The sequence below is a fragment of the Actinopolymorpha pittospori genome (assembly GCF_014873875.1).
GTDB classification, from domain to species: Bacteria; Actinomycetota; Actinomycetes; order Propionibacteriales; family Actinopolymorphaceae; genus Actinopolymorpha; species Actinopolymorpha pittospori.
Genome location: NZ_JADBEM010000001.1, coordinates 7487775 through 7501307, shown reverse-complemented (window position 1 = coordinate 7501307; position 13533 = coordinate 7487775). Strand labels below are relative to the sequence as shown.

The window sequence follows — 13533 nt, the reverse complement described above, 5'->3', positions numbered from 1 at the left end:
CGAACGTGCGCTGACGCGGAAGCGAAGCTAAGGTCATTGCCATGGGAAATCGCGAGGCCCTGCTGGCCGGAGCTCAGCGCTGCCTGTTCGCGAAGGGGTACGCGCGGACGACGGCGCGTGACATCGCCACGGCGTCCGGCGTCAGCCTCGCCGCGATCGGCTACCACTTCGGCTCCACCCAGGCGCTCCTGCGCGCTGCCCTCCTGGAGGCGACCAACGAGTGGGGCGACGAGCTGGAGCACGCGCTGGCCGGTGCCGCCGAAGCGGATGCCGACTCCGAAGCGGACGCCGATCCCGGGGCGCGCGATCCGATCGAGCGCTTCGAGCTGACCTGGACGCGTCTCGTCGAGTCGTTCACCGCCCGCCGGCAGCTGTGGGCCACGCAGTTCGAGCTCTTCGCCCAGCTGGAGCACGATCCCGAGGTGCGCCAGTTCTTCGCCGACGCGCTGGAGCGGGCCCGGTTCGGGCTGGCGGCCATGCTGCAGGGCCTCGACCCGGACGCCGACCGGCACGCCGCGAAGGCGGCCGGCGGGTTCCACCAGGCGCTGCTGAGCGGGATGCTCCTGCAGTGGTTGGCCGACCCCGAGCGCGCGCCGACGGGTCGGGATCTCGCCGACGCCCTACGACTGCTCGTGACCCACGCGCGGCCGGAGTCGGCCTTGGCTCCGGCAGGGGACGGGATCGCGTCGAGGCAGGAGTTCGCGTCGATCCGGCCGCGGCAGTGGTCCGAGACCGACCTGGCGGAACTCCCCGACGACGGCCACCGCTACGAGATCCTCGACGGAAACCTGCTCGCCACCGCGCCGGCTCACGGCGAGCACCAACGTGTCGTCGAGGCACTGCTGGTGACGTTGCGTGCCGCGACGCCGACCGGGTGGCGAATCGGCGCGGGCGAGGGTGTGCGGGTCCCTGGCGGGAGTCTGCGTCCCGACCTCGCCGCGTTCGCCCCCGGCGCGGTGACGGACGCAGGATGGACCACCTCCGGCGTCGGCCTGGTGGTGGAGGTCGAGACCGACCAGAGCCGAGACCTCGACCGGGGGAGCAAGGCGATCAAGTACGCCCGGGCCGGAGTTCCCGCCTACTGGCGGGTCGATGTCGGAGGGACCCTCTTCGTGGAGGCGCTCGTGGCACCCGAGCGGTACGGCATCGTCGCGGAGGTGAAGCGGGGTGAGAAGTTCGAGGCGACGGTGCCATTCGCCGTCACCATCCAGTGAACCGCCTCCCCGGTGTCCACGCCGGCGGGCCGGCGCGCCGGGGTCAGTTCGGCCAGCCGGGGATCGGGAAGGCTCGGGTGAAGTCGCGGACCTGACCGGCGATGGCGTCCAGGGCCTCACCGTCGTCCTTCTTCGCCGCCTCGATCGCGTCGTCCATCCAGGCCGCGATCTGGGCCATGTGCTCGGGCCGCATCCCGCGGGTCGTGACGGCGGGGGTTCCGATCCGGATTCCCGACGGTGACCAGGGCTTGCGCGGGTCGAAGGGCACCGTGTTGAAGTTGAGTTCGATCCCGGCCCGGTCAAGCGCCTTCGCCGCCGGCTTGCCGGCGATCTCCCGGGTCGCCAGGTCGATCAGGATCAGGTGGTTGTCCGTACCACCGGACACGAGTGAGAAGCCGCGCTCGGTGAGCGCCTCGGCGAGCGCCTTCGCGTTCGCGACGATCTGGGCGGCGTAGCGCCGGAACTCCTCCGTCGCGGCCTCACGCAGCGCGACCGCGATGGCGGCCGTGGTGTGGTTGTGCGGTCCGCCCTGCAGGCCGGGGAAGACGGCCTTGTCGATGGCCTTCGCGTGCTCCTCGGTGCTCATCAGCATCGCGCCGCGCGGGCCCCGGAGCGTCTTGTGGGTGGTCGTCGAGATCACCTCGGCGTGCCCGACCGGCGAGGGGTGGACGCCGCCCGCGACGAGCCCCGCGATGTGCGCGATGTCGGCCACGAGGAGCGCGCCCACCTCGTTCGCCACCCGCGCGAACGCCTCGAAGTCGATCAGCCGGGGGATCGCGGTCCCACCACAGAAGATCAGCTTCGGACGTTCGCGGAGGGCGATGTCGCGCACCTGGTCCATGTCGACCCGGCCGGTCTCCCGGTCGACGCCGTAGTGGACCGGCCGGAACCAGATGCCGGTGGCGGAGACCGGTGAACCGTGGGTGAGGTGGCCTCCGTGGGACAGTTCGAGGGAGAGGAAGGTGTCGCCGGGCCGCAGGAACGCCAGGTAGATGGCGAGATTGGCCGGTGAGCCGGAGTACGGCTGGACGTTGGCGTGGTCGACGCCGAAGAGTGACCGCGCCCGGGCGACGGCGAGGTCCTCCACCTCGTCGATGAGTTGCTGACCCTCGTAGTAGCGCCGGTGCGCGTAGCCCTCGGAGTACTTGTTGGTCAGCACCGTGGCCGTGGCCTCCAGCACCGCGCGGGAGACGTAGTTCTCGCTCGGGATGAGCCGGATCTTCTCGAACTGGCGGCGGCCCTCCGCCTCGACGAGTTCGGCGACGCGCGGATCGGCCTGCGCGAGGTGGGCGGTCAGGTCCAACGGGCCGGTGGGTTCGGTCATGATCTCCTCCTGGGGCGAAGCTAGGGCCGATCGCGGCGACCGGGGTCGGAGCGGGCGAGGATCGCCGCGGCGTCGAGGCCGCCGGGCAGGGTGCCGAGGGTCGAGGAACCGTCCGGGCCGAGGCGGGACGCGCAGAAGGCGTCGGCGACCTCGGCGGGCGCGTACCGAAGGAGGAGCGCGCCCTGCAGGACCAGCGTCAGGCGTTCGGCCAGCCGCCGGGCGCCGTACTCGGGTTCGGTCAGGTCGGCCAGGGAGTTCAGCAGTCCTTCGACGGCGCGGTCGAAGCGGGGATCGGCGCCCTGGGCCGGCGCGACCTCACCGAGCCAGGCCTCGAGTGCGCCGGGTTCGCGCTGGAGGGCGCGCAGGACGTCGAGCGCCTGAACCGAACCCGACCCCTCCCAGATCGAGTTGAGCGGCGCCTCGCGGTAGAGCATCGGCAGGCCGGACTCCTCGACGTAGCCGTTCCCGCCGAGACATTCGAGGGCCTCGGCGGCGACCGCGGACGCCCGCTTGCAGACGAAGTACTTCGCGGCGGGCAGGGCGATCCGCAGCAACGCGCGTTCGGCCGGGTCGGCGGAGGCGTCCACGGCCGCCGCGAGACGCATCGCGAGCGTCGTGGCCGCCTCCTGCTCCAGCGCGAGGTCGGCCAGGACGTTCACCATCGCCGGCTGGTCGGCGAGGAGCCGGCCGAAGGCCTCCCGATGGGTGGCGTGCCAGACCGCCTCGGTGACCGCCCGCCGCATCAGGGCGGCCGAGGTCAGTACGCAGTCGAGCCGGGTGGCGGCCACCATCGCGATGATGGCCGGTACGCCGCGTCCCTCCTCACCGAGCCGCTGGCCCCACGTCGAGTCGAACTCCACCTCCGCGGAGGCGTTGGACCGGTTCCCGAGCTTGTCCTTGAGCCGCATCAGCCGGAAGGTGTTGCGGGTGCCGTCGGGCAGGACCCGCGGGACGACGAAGCAGGTGAGGCCGCCCGGTGCCTGCGCGAGGACGAGGAAGACGTCACACATCGGAGCGGAGCAGAACCACTTGTGGCCGGTCAGGGCGTACTCGCCCGGCGGGCCGGCCGGCTCGGCCCGGGTCGTGTTGGCACGGACGTCGGAGCCGCCCTGCTTCTCCGTCATCGCCATTCCGGCGAGCGCGCCGCGCTTGGCTCCGACCGGACGAAGCCCGGGGTCGTACGACGTACTCGAAAGCGCGGGCGTCCAGGCGGCGGCCAGGTCGCCGTCGGCGCGCAGGGCCGGCACCGCGGCGTACGTCATCGAGATCGGGCACCCGTTCCCCGCCTCCGCCTGACTCCACAGGTAGAAGCCCGCCGCCCGGGTGAGGTGGGGCGCGGGCTCCGGCGAGGACCACGGCGTGGCGTGCAGGCCCCAACCGACGGCCCGGTCGACCAACCGGTGCCAGGACGGATGGAACTCCACCTCGTCGACCCGCGCGCCGTACCGGTCGTGGGTGAGCAGCCGCGGCGGATGCCGGTGCGCGTCGAAGGCCCAGTCGCGCACGGCCGCCGAACCGGCCGCGATCCCGATCTCGGCGAGCCGGGAGCCGGCCGTGGCGTCAAGTGCGGGTTGCGCCCAGCGCGCGAGCGCCTCTCGCAGTGGCGCGTCCGCGGCATAGGCGTCGTACGGCTGCAGCGGCGGTGGTTGGTTGACCACGACATGGGTCGCGGACGACGCGCGCTGGCCGTTGTGGAGGTAGGTCGCGGGGCGCGAGGACTCCATGTCGTTACCGTATGCCTCATGGAAGCGGGGCCATCCGGGGCGCGACCGGGAATCGGGACACACCAGAAGATCCGCGCTTCCGTGGCCTGGCGCCTGGCTCGCGGAACGATCAGGGTCTGTCTGCGCTACCGCGTGACCGGCCTCGCCGCCGAAGGTGCATTCTTCGCCATCCTCTCCCTACCACCGCTGGTGTTCGGTCTGGCCGGTTCGGTGGGGTACGTCGTCGGGGGTTTCGGCCCCCAGGCGATCGAGACCGTCAAGCGGGAGCTCGTCGAGCTCGCCCGGCGGGCACTGACCGAGCAGAGCGTCCAGAGCGTGATCGTCCCGACCGTGGACGCCGTCCTCGAACGCGGCCGGGCGGAGGTCATCTCCATCGGCTTCGTGCTCGCGCTGTGGTCGGGTTCGCGCGCACTCAACGTCTTCATCGACACCATCACGATCATGTACGGCATGGGCGGCAGGCGCGGGATCGTCCGGACCCGGATCCTGTCGTTCACGATGTACGTCATCGCCCTCGCGATCGGCATCGTGGTCATCCCGTTGGTGCTCGCGGGTCCGACGCTGGTCGACGCCCTCCTGCCGAGCCGACTGGACTTCCTGGCCACGCTCTACTGGCCGATCGTCATGGTGGTGTCGACGGCGTTCCTCACCACGCTCTACCACCTGGCACTTCCCGAGCGGACGCCGTGGCTGCACGATCTCGGCGGTGCGGTGCTCGCGATGCTGCTGTGGTTGCTCGGCAGTTTCCTGTTGCGCACGGTCCTGAGCAACACGGTCGGCAGCACCTCGATCTACGGCCCGCTCGCCGCGCCGATCGCGGTGCTGCTCTGGTTGTACGTGATCGTGATCTCGCTCCTCGTCGGCGCGGCGTTCAACGCGACCCTGCACGGTCACCTCGAACAGCGCGCCGAGCGGCGTGCGGAAGCGGAGCGCGAGCAGGGACCCGCGGCGAAGCACCCGGTGGAGGGACCCGCCGTCGGCGACCAGGCCACCGCGCGGACGGACTCCGAGCCTGCCTCCGAGCCCGTCCCCGGGCCCGTCTCCGGGCCAGCCTCCGAGTCCGCCTCCGAACCCGCGGCGGACGAGCGAACCGGCACCGACGAGAGCCACGACGCGGACGAGGGGACCGGCACCGACGAGAGCCACGACGCGGAGCGGACGGCGGAGGGAGCCACCGAACCCGAGCCGGACCGGCCGGGTCCGCCACCCGATCAGGCTCCGACGTCGGAGGGGACCACCCCGTCACCGGGATCCGGGTCGCGTCCGGAGGAACGGGAGGCGACGCCGGAACACCCGGCAGTCACGACCCCGCGCGGATCCGGCGTACGCGCGCACCTGCCCCGGCCGGGCCGGCCGGAACCGCCCGGACCAGCCAGAGGACACAGTGGTCACCCGAAGGCGAAGTAGCGCAGCCAGACGTATGGCCAGGCGAGCGACACCGTCACGGCGGTGACGACGGCGCCGTACTTCGTGAACTTCCAGAAGCTGATCGGCTCGCCGTTGCGGGCCGCGATGCCGATGACGACGACGTTGGCGCTCGCGGCGACCGCCGTGGCGTTCCCTCCGAGGTCGGCGCCGAGCGCGAACGCCCACCACAGCGCGCCGCCCTGCTCGGCATCGGGTGCCGCCTCGACGAGGTCTTGCACGATCGGCGCCATCGTCGCGACGTACGGGATGTTGTCGACGAACGCGCCGAGGACGGCCGAGCCGAACAGCAGGCCGGCCGCCGCGAGGACGTAGTCGCCGCCGACGGCGGAGATCGCCGCCTCACCCAACCGCTCGATGACCCCCGCCCGCACCAGGCCGCCGACCAGGATGAACAGGCCCATGAAGAACACCAGCGTCGGCCACTCGACCTCCTCCAGGAACTCCTGCGGCCTCGCGTCGGAGACGACCACCATCGCCCCGGCGCCGAGCAGCGCGATGATCGAGGGTTCGAGGTGCAGGACGGAGTGCAGACCGAACGCCACCACGACCATGCCGAGCACGACGAGACAGCGGACCAGCCGCTTCGGATCGGTGATCGCCTCCCGTTCGTCGAGGTCCATGAGGTCGGCCGGATGCTCGGGCCGCAGCCGCAGGGTGTCGCGGAAGAGGTACCTGCACAACAGGATGAACACCGCCATCAGGACGACGACGATGGGGGCGAGGTTCAGCAGGAAGTCGTTGAACGACAGGTTCGCCCGGGCCCCGATGATGATGTTAGGCGGGTCGCCGATGAGCGTGGCGGTGCCACCGATGTTGGAGGCCAGTGCCTCCGCGATGAGGTACGGCGCGACCGGTAGGCCGAGCCGGCGACACACCAGCACCGTCACCGGGGCGACCAACAACACGGTGGTGACGTTGTCCAGCACCGGGGACAGGAGCGCGGTGAGCAGGATCAGCAGCACCATCAGCCGGTAGGGCCGGCCGCGGGCGCGCTTGGCCGCCCAGATGGCGAGGTACTGGAACAGCCCGGTCTGTTTCAGGATGCTGACGATGATCATCATGCCGAGCAGCAGGAAGATGACGTTCCACTCGACACCGGTCTCCTCGGCGAATAACGCCGAGTGGGCGTCGACGATCCCGGCGACCGCCATCAGGGCGGCACCACCAAGCGCGGCCGCCACCCGGTGGATCCGCTCGGTGGCGATGAGGACGTAGGCGAGTACGAAGATCGAGATGGCAAGGGCGGCGGTCATCGCGGCTCCGTCCTTGGTCGTGGGCGGGCGGCGCGCGGCGCGCGGGCCGGGGCGCGGCGGGAGGGCGGTGTCGTCGTCTGGCAGTTGGGGTCAGAGTTGGGCGGGTTCCTCCTCGGGACCGGCGGGCGGGACGTCGTGGGGTTCGGGGGACGCTGAGGGGCGGTCACGGCGAGGGTGGCGTCGTTCGAGTGGACCGTACGGAACGCGGTCGTGGGCGGCCCGACATGGGACCAGGGATGGTGCGCCACCGTGCCGTGGACCGCGCGGACGCGGTTCACGGTCAGACCTCCGGAAGGTTTCGCGCGCTGGGCACGCGGAGAACGCAGGCGGACGGGTCGGTCGACTGGCCCTGAACGCTCGGCTCAGGTGTGCGCTGTCGACTCAGGCACGCGAGGGCGACGGTGGCGCGCGGCTCGCACAGGTGCCGGAGGTGGCGGCGTGGATGCCCGCGGAAAAGCTGGGTTCGGGTGGAGTCGGCGGGTTCGCCTGGACCAGCGGTGCGGGTTCGGGTGGCGTCGCGGCCAGTCCGAGCGGAGTGGTGCCGACGGGTGAGCCGGGGACGACGGCTGGCGCGTCTCCGGACGGCGCGGACGGAGCCGTGGGACGGGCCCGCGGCACAGCGCTGGCGTCGTCCGTGTCCGTGTGAGCGGAGGCGGCGGCACTTCGACCAGGGTCGACAGATCCGAGCGGCGACGGATGGGAGAGCGCCGACCCGCGTGCGAACAGCGCGGCGAGCAGGACCAGCAGGGGACCGCCGTGACAACGGGGACACAGTGCCGCGGGGCGGGGGAGGGTCGCATCGGAGTGCGCACCTCCTCGCGGGTCGCTTTACCCTTTTCTTAACCTTATCGGGCGTACGCAAGCCGCAGCGCCGCACGGTCGTCTAGCGGACGGGCTCGCACCTTGCAACCGGACTCCGAGGTCCGGTAGCGCCGAGGCGGATCCCGACGAGGCCTTCCGCCGCTATCTCCTGTACGGGGCGGCCCTTCTGGGCGGCCCTGGTGTCGTGCCTCACCCTGAACGTGCGACGACGGCCGCGTCCAGGGGGCCGAGCGACGGGAAACCGTCGCTGGCCGCGCCCCGAACTGCGGCCGCCGTCAGCGTGGAAAACCGCGAGACGTTCCTGCCGGGTGTGGCCGTGCGGTCAGATAAGGCGCCACACCTCTTCCTTGCTCAGGCAGGAACGATGTTTTCCGCCTGCGGGCCCTTCTGGCCCTGGGTGATGTCGAACTGGACCTTCTGGCCCTCCTGCAGCTCACGGAATCCCTGAGCGACGATGTTGGAGAAGTGGGCGAAGACGTCGGGCCCTCCGCCATCCTGCTCGATGAAGCCGAAGCCCTTGTCTGAGTTGAACCACTTCACGGTGCCGGTTGCCATACCTGGATCCTTCTGTGCGATGGCGGATCCCGCTTCCTGCGAGTCCGTCGGTTGTGACTCTGTCCGGATGGGCCGGCCGGCACAATAAATGCGCCCGGGGTGGGAAACCGGCAGGCGCAGATCGAGTCTGTGAAACCTGGGTGCATTGTTTGCCGTGAAGCTATCACGGGACTTTGGGGCACGTCGCGAATCGCCGATCCGTCGCACCGGTGTGACGATATCCTCATCCGTCGCTCCGCCATTTGTGCGATGAACCGGCCGCGAGGGGATTCGGATGAACGTTTCACGATCCCTTTTCGAACCCGCGAATGCGAACGGGTGTCCGAGGATTCCGGGGGTGACCGCTGAGGAGTCGGCCCCAGGTTGGGCGCGGCATCGGTGCGCGCCCGCTGGGCCGCCACCAGACGTCGCGTGTCGCTGGCGGCCCCAGCGAAGGAGGCGGTGGACGACAGCGAAGGAGGCGGTGGACGACAGCGAAGGAGGCGGTGGACGACAGCGAAGGAGGCGGTGGACGACAGCGAAGGAGGCGGTGGACGCCGCTGCCGGGCGACACGTCGCAAGCAGAGCTCCGGCGATATCCAACGGCGCGGCCGTGTCGTCCAGGCGAATCAACGGGACCGACGAACTGGCGGGCTCGGCTGGCCCGCGAAACGGCCCGCGGCGGCGAAGACCCCGCCGGCCGAGGGGGCGCCGCGGCAGCGACGCCGGCGCTGGGACCAGTGGGCAGGGGCGGGGCAAACAAAAACCCGGCCCACGAGGATCGGGGGCCGGGTCACCGGGTCGTCCGGCCAGGGAAGGTGTCCCTGACCTGCACAAACCTGGTGGGCGATACTGGGATTGAACCAGTGACCTCTACCGTGTCAAGGTAGCGCTCTCCCACTGAGCTAATCGCCCGCACCAACAAAGGGTGAGAGGTGGAGACGGGATTTGAACCCGTGTACACGGCTTTGCAGGCCGTTGCCTCGCCTCTCGGCCACTCCACCAACGACAGGCCCGCGCCGCCGTGCTGACCTGGGTGTACACCCAAGCCCCAGGCCCGCTCCGAGCGGACGACGGGATTCGAACCCGCGACCCTCACCTTGGCAAGGTGATGCGCTACCAGCTGCGCTACGTCCGCATGTGCCCCGAGCTGTTTCCTCGACGCGTGGAGAACATTATCCGATCCGTCGGCCACCTCAAACTGGGGGTCCCTTCTGGGGTCGGCGGGACTACATCGACGCGTCTGTCCCGGCTTGCCCCGCTTGGCCGGATGGTCGTCCGACGCGCGGGCGAAGCGCGGCCGACGTCCAGGGGACGTCGCGGCGACGCGGTGCCGACGTCGCTGCGAAGACTGGGCGAAGACGCCGCGACCGGCTCGCGGCCACCACGTGAAGAGTGGAGCGGCGGACCGGGGGAGCGTGCGGCCGGGGTGCGTTCGGGAGAGTGACCGGCCGCCATAGGCTGGCCAGACCGGTGCGGGACGGCCGCAATCGCCTCCGCGCAGTCACGGGAAGGAACGCCGCCAGCATGAGGCTCTGGGTCAATGGCCACATCGTCGAGGATCCGTACGCGCCGGCCCTGGCGCCCCTCGACCACGGCGTGACGGTCGGAGACGGTGTCTTCGAGACGGTGAAGGTCGTCGACGGCCGTCCGTTCGCAATCACGCGGCACCTGGAGCGGCTGCTTCGGTCCGCTCGAGGTCTCGGGCTCCCCGAGCCCGATCTCGACGACGTGCGCCGCGGCGTGACCGCGGTCCTCGGCGCGTGGGACCAGCCCACCGGACGGCTCCGGATCACCGTGACCGGTGGACCGGCACCGCTCGGTTCGGAACGGGGCGACAAGGGACTGACGGTGGTGGTCGCGCTCGCCGAGCTCGCCGGCCGACTGGAGTCGACGGCTGTCACGACGGTCCCGTGGCCGCGCAACGAGCGCGGGGCGCTGGCCGGCCTGAAGACGACGTCGTACGCCGAGAACGTCCTCGCGCTCGCCTACGCGCAGGAACGCGGTTCGACCGAGGCGCTGTTCGCCAACACGGTCGGCAACCTGTGCGAGGGCACCGGCTCGAACGTCTTCGTCGTCCTCGGCGGCGACCTCTACACGCCCCCGCTGTCGGCCGGCTGTCTGGCCGGGGTGACACGCGCACTTGTCCTCGAGTGGTGCGGGGGTCAGGAGAAGGACCTGCCGATGAGCGTGCTCGACGAGGCCGAGGAGGTCTTCCTCACCTCGACCACGCGTGACGTCCAGGCCGTGCACACGGCCGATGGCCGGGCATGGAGGACTCCAGGGCCGGTGACCGCGCGAACGATGGCGGCGTTCGCGCGGTCGGCCGCTGAACTGATCGATCCCTGATCGTCCCTGTCGGGGCGGTCGGTCCCTGTTGGCGAGGTACTGGGCTACAGGGCGGGGCCGGAGCTGCGGCGGAGTTCCTCGACCAGCAGGTCGAGGTCCACGTGACCGCTCTCCTCACCCGGGGAGATGATCGAATATGTGCTCTGGAGGAAGGTGGCCAGGCCCTCTGCCGGAGCATGGAGCACCGCTTCCCCGTCGGGGGAGCGCAGCTCGATGAGGACGATGGCACGGCCGTTCTCGTCCACGAGGGGCGAGACGTGCACGTCACCTTCACCGGTGGGCCTGAACAGACCCTCGGACAGGAGTTCTCGGGCGAACACCCAGCGGACTCCGCGGGGTTCACCGGTATGGAACACCGCGTCGACCGCGTAGGGGTCGGCGGCGTCATATCTCAGTTCGGCTGTCAGTCTCAGCGCGGCGCCCGTTCCGTCGATGAGGCGGAGCGGGAGGGCGTGAGTCACCGAAGCGGGAAGTGCATCCATCGGGGGGCGGGGGCCTTTCCGTGGGTGGTGCGGGACCGGCGGTAGGGCCATAGCGCGGAAGTCTGCTACTCGAAAGTCCCAACCATCAAACCCGACCGGCTGGTGCGTCCCGGTCTGGTCGATTCGCCCCACCAAACTTCTCACTATGCGAGACAAGATCGCGGCTTTCGAATGCGCTGGACGGTCCACCTGTCGGAGTAGGCTCTGCGGCGAAACGAACGGCAGCGGGGACTTGTCTCCGACCCGGCGCACAAACGTTATCCGAAGTCGCGTTGGGAAAGTCTCAGGAGGATTTGTGCCCGACGACCGACGTTCCGATCGTGAGGTCGGCGCCACTGACGTCAGCGAGGTCGCCGACACGATGCCCAGACCTGACGATCCGGGCCAACAGGCGCGACCCGGCGCCGCGGAGAACTCCAAGCCCCGTCTACGTCATCGGGTACGTCGCGTACGCCGACGCATCCGACGAAACCGCACACTCGACGCGACCTGGCGGGTCGGCGTCTTCGTCGTCGGCGCGTTCTTCGTCATCGCCGGCCTGGTCATGTTCGTCGCACCGGGACCCGGCTGGCTGACGGTGATCCTCGGGCTCGCGATCCTGTCCACCGAGTTCGAGTGGGCGCACCGGCTGCTCCACTGGACGAAGGAGAAGGCCCAGGCCGCGAGCGCCAAGGCACTCGACCCGGCGGTCCGCAAGCGCAACCTGCTGATCGGCGCCGCGGTGCTCGTCGTCGTGGTCGCCGTGTGCTGGTGGTGGGTAGCGGCGTACGGGCTGCCCGGGCCGGTCGCGTCGTTCTGGGAGTGGGTGCGGTCCTTGCGCTGATCCGGGATGCGCTAGGGTTTCTGTCGCCCGGTTCGGGCGAGCTGAGTGGGGCGATTAGCTCAGCGGGAGAGCGCTTCGTTCACACCGAAGAGGTCACTGGTTCGATCCCAGTATCGCCCACCAGACAGCAGGTCCATCCCCGGACGAGGACAGTGCGTCCGGGGAGCAAAACCGGGGAGCCCGACGAGGCCGATGCTGGCGCGTTCGGCGTTGGCGCCGCGGAGCAGGACCGGGCCGTAGGACCCTTCCAGACGAACTCCAACCAGGTCCCTGCTCTCGCCGCTGCCGGGTCAGCGCAGGAGTTCGACCAGGCGCTCCAGGCCCGCTCTGATCAGCTGCCCGTACTCGTCATCGCCGAGCGCCCCGATCCTGACCTGCGCCTGCTGAAGGTGTTCACGAGCACGGTCGAGATCGCCCAGTTTGCGGTAGCACTCGCTCAGGTTCAGGTGCAACGACGGGTACAACCCCGCCACCGGAAGCGTCACCCCGGCCTGAGCCACCCGCGCGTCGGTGAGAAGGTCGGCAGCCGCCAGCGCTCGCTGGTCCCAGACCAACTCCTGGCGCACGTCGTCCTGCGCATCGGCCATCGCGTGCGCGAGTGTGCAACGGTGCAGGGGGTCGCCTTGCTCGCCGCCGATCTCGTCCCAGATATCTGTGAACAGGAGGCGAGCGGCTTCCCGCTCGCCCTGATGGTTGCGCTGCACCGCCTCGCCGATCCGCAGGAGCGTTGAGTCCGTGATCACGGGTGGATTCCTTCCCGGTCCCGTTTCGTCGTACGCCTGTACGCCGGGTGGCACGTCCGCGACGAGCCGACAACGCGGCCGCACCACAGATGCGGACGATCCTCGTGGACAGGGCGAGGCTGCGACAAGGGCGGCCTGGTCGCGGTGGACCAGCGTGCCCGGTGCTGAAGTCTCAGGAAGCTGTCAGCGTGCGGGTCGGCTGCCGTTCGTGGCTCCCTGCCGTCCCCGTCCTGGCTGCCGTCCCCGTCCTGGCTGCCGTACCCGTCGTGACCGTCGTACCCGTCGTGACCGTCGTGGCGGCGGGTGCCGGAACCACGTCGTGGTGCTGTGGCTGGCCGTCGCTGACCGGCGCGAGGAGCATGGTCGCGTCGACCTGGATCCCGGTGACGCCGATCTCGGCGAGCTGGCACCGCAGGAAGTTCTCGTGCACGATGATCCGGCCGTGGTCGGGGCCAAGGAGCTCCGCCATGGTCTCCTCGCAGGTGAAGGCCAGGCCGACCCGCTCGCCGGTCGGGAGCTTCGCGACGAGGGGCGTGACGGTTCCGTACGCGCTGGTCCGAACCGGCACCAGCAGCCGTTGTGATGACTTCATGACGGCGACGCTAAGTCGGTCACCCACCGGTGCCGCTCCCGTTGTCGCCCCCTTGACGGGGAGGCCGGCCACCTTGACGTTCCGCTGACAGTCCTCACAGCGACGACACGGCACGGGTACACCGCGTGCTGGCGATCCGTGCGGATTCGGGCACCGACACTCTCACGCGCGATACCTGGCGGACAGCCACACGACGAGACACCCGCGTCGAGGACGGCGCCGCATGGGTGTCAGGCGGCCGTCAA

General features: G+C 70.3%; 12 protein-coding genes and 4 tRNA genes. 6 read left to right on the top strand and 10 right to left on the bottom strand.

Annotated features, from left to right (window positions below):
• Positions 1–41 precede the first annotated feature (41 nt).
• Positions 42–1214 (top strand): Uma2 family endonuclease, encoded by a 1173-nt coding sequence (locus tag HEB94_RS35005; protein ID WP_192753804.1) that lies wholly within the window; start codon positions 42–44, stop codon positions 1212–1214.
• A 43-nt stretch (positions 1215–1257) separates the two neighbouring features.
• Here HEB94_RS35005 and HEB94_RS35000 read toward each other — a convergent pair whose 3' ends face one another.
• Positions 1258–2538: a serine hydroxymethyltransferase gene (locus HEB94_RS35000; RefSeq protein WP_192753803.1), complete on the bottom strand. Its 1281-nt coding sequence runs from the start codon at positions 2536–2538 to the stop codon at positions 1258–1260.
• A gap of 20 nt (positions 2539–2558) precedes the next feature.
• Positions 2559–4262 carry an acyl-CoA dehydrogenase family protein gene (locus tag HEB94_RS34995; RefSeq protein ID WP_192753802.1) on the bottom strand — a complete coding sequence of 568 codons (1704 nt, stop codon included), beginning with the start codon at positions 4260–4262 and terminating at the stop codon, positions 2559–2561.
• A gap of 18 nt (positions 4263–4280) precedes the next feature.
• Here HEB94_RS34995 and HEB94_RS51530 point away from each other — a divergent pair, with 18 nt between their 5' ends.
• Entirely contained in the window at positions 4281–5669 is a 1389-nt protein-coding gene (locus HEB94_RS51530; RefSeq protein WP_238361714.1) for a YhjD/YihY/BrkB family envelope integrity protein, read from the top strand.
• On the opposite strand, the gene HEB94_RS34985 is transcribed toward HEB94_RS51530, so the two are convergent.
• Positions 5651–6943 carry an ArsB/NhaD family transporter gene (locus HEB94_RS34985; protein WP_192753801.1) on the bottom strand — a complete coding sequence of 431 codons (1293 nt, stop codon included), beginning with the start codon at positions 6941–6943 and terminating at the stop codon, positions 5651–5653. The genes HEB94_RS51530 and HEB94_RS34985 overlap by 19 nt on opposite strands.
• Positions 6944–7385: 442 nt before the next feature.
• Here HEB94_RS34985 and HEB94_RS34980 point away from each other — a divergent pair, with 442 nt between their 5' ends.
• The gene (locus tag HEB94_RS34980; RefSeq protein ID WP_192753800.1) at positions 7386–7589 is read left to right on the top strand and encodes a hypothetical protein; all 204 of its coding nucleotides are present in this window, start codon (positions 7386–7388) and stop codon (positions 7587–7589) included.
• A gap of 527 nt (positions 7590–8116) precedes the next feature.
• Here HEB94_RS34980 and HEB94_RS34975 read toward each other — a convergent pair.
• From HEB94_RS34975 to HEB94_RS34960, 4 genes are all read right to left on the bottom strand, one after another.
• Positions 8117–8320 carry a cold-shock protein gene (locus HEB94_RS34975; protein ID WP_192753799.1) on the bottom strand — a complete coding sequence of 68 codons (204 nt, stop codon included), beginning with the start codon at positions 8318–8320 and terminating at the stop codon, positions 8117–8119.
• An 819-nt stretch (positions 8321–9139) separates the two neighbouring features.
• Positions 9140–9214, bottom strand: a tRNA-Val gene (locus HEB94_RS34970).
• An 18-nt stretch (positions 9215–9232) separates the two neighbouring features.
• A tRNA-Cys gene (locus HEB94_RS34965) sits at positions 9233–9303 on the bottom strand.
• Between the two features lie 61 nt (positions 9304–9364).
• Positions 9365–9437 (bottom strand) — tRNA-Gly (locus HEB94_RS34960).
• Positions 9438–9826: 389 nt separating this feature from the next.
• Here HEB94_RS34960 and HEB94_RS34955 point away from each other — a divergent pair.
• Positions 9827–10648 carry an aminotransferase class IV gene (locus HEB94_RS34955; RefSeq protein ID WP_192753798.1) on the top strand — a complete coding sequence of 274 codons (822 nt, stop codon included), beginning with the start codon at positions 9827–9829 and terminating at the stop codon, positions 10646–10648.
• A 44-nt stretch (positions 10649–10692) separates the two neighbouring features.
• Here HEB94_RS34955 and HEB94_RS34950 read toward each other — a convergent pair whose 3' ends face one another.
• Complete coding sequence (locus HEB94_RS34950; protein WP_337918116.1) at positions 10693–11109, bottom strand: SsgA family sporulation/cell division regulator; 417 nt, start codon at positions 11107–11109, stop codon at positions 10693–10695.
• Between the two features lie 316 nt (positions 11110–11425).
• Here HEB94_RS34950 and HEB94_RS34945 point away from each other — a divergent pair, with 316 nt between their 5' ends.
• Both HEB94_RS34945 and HEB94_RS34940 read left to right on the top strand, forming a co-directional pair.
• On the top strand, positions 11426–11953 hold the full coding sequence (locus HEB94_RS34945; RefSeq protein WP_192753796.1) for a TIGR02611 family protein: 528 nt from the start codon (positions 11426–11428) through the stop codon (positions 11951–11953).
• 48 nt (positions 11954–12001) lie between these two features.
• Positions 12002–12076 (top strand) — tRNA-Val (locus tag HEB94_RS34940).
• Positions 12077–12243: 167 nt separating this feature from the next.
• Here the strand turns inward: HEB94_RS34940 and HEB94_RS34935 are convergent.
• A complete protein-coding gene (locus HEB94_RS34935; protein ID WP_192753795.1) occupies positions 12244–12696 on the bottom strand; it encodes a hypothetical protein in 453 nt (150 codons plus the stop codon).
• 172 nt (positions 12697–12868) lie between these two features.
• Positions 12869–13288 carry an SAV_915 family protein gene (locus HEB94_RS34930; RefSeq protein ID WP_192753794.1) on the bottom strand — a complete coding sequence of 140 codons (420 nt, stop codon included), beginning with the start codon at positions 13286–13288 and terminating at the stop codon, positions 12869–12871.
• Between the last annotated feature and the right edge of the window lie 245 nt (positions 13289–13533).

Bases quoted from the DNA above. Each gene is read 5' to 3' on its own strand.
- HEB94_RS35005 (WP_192753804.1), top strand. From the start codon at position 42: ATGGGAAATCGCGAGGCCCTGCTGGCCGGAGCTCAGCGCTGCCTGTTC.
- HEB94_RS35000 (WP_192753803.1), bottom strand. From the start codon at position 2,538: ATGACCGAACCCACCGGCCCGTTGGACCTGACCGCCCACCTCGCGCAG.
- HEB94_RS34995 (WP_192753802.1), bottom strand. From the start codon at position 4,262: ATGGAGTCCTCGCGCCCCGCGACCTACCTCCACAACGGCCAGCGCGCG.
- HEB94_RS51530 (WP_238361714.1), top strand. From the start codon at position 4,281: ATGGAAGCGGGGCCATCCGGGGCGCGACCGGGAATCGGGACACACCAG.
- HEB94_RS34985 (WP_192753801.1), bottom strand. From the start codon at position 6,943: ATGACCGCCGCCCTTGCCATCTCGATCTTCGTACTCGCCTACGTCCTC.
- HEB94_RS34980 (WP_192753800.1), top strand. From the start codon at position 7,386: ATGCCCGCGGAAAAGCTGGGTTCGGGTGGAGTCGGCGGGTTCGCCTGG.
- HEB94_RS34975 (WP_192753799.1), bottom strand. From the start codon at position 8,320: ATGGCAACCGGCACCGTGAAGTGGTTCAACTCAGACAAGGGCTTCGGC.
- HEB94_RS34955 (WP_192753798.1), top strand. From the start codon at position 9,827: ATGAGGCTCTGGGTCAATGGCCACATCGTCGAGGATCCGTACGCGCCG.
- HEB94_RS34930 (WP_192753794.1), bottom strand. From the start codon at position 13,288: ATGAAGTCATCACAACGGCTGCTGGTGCCGGTTCGGACCAGCGCGTAC.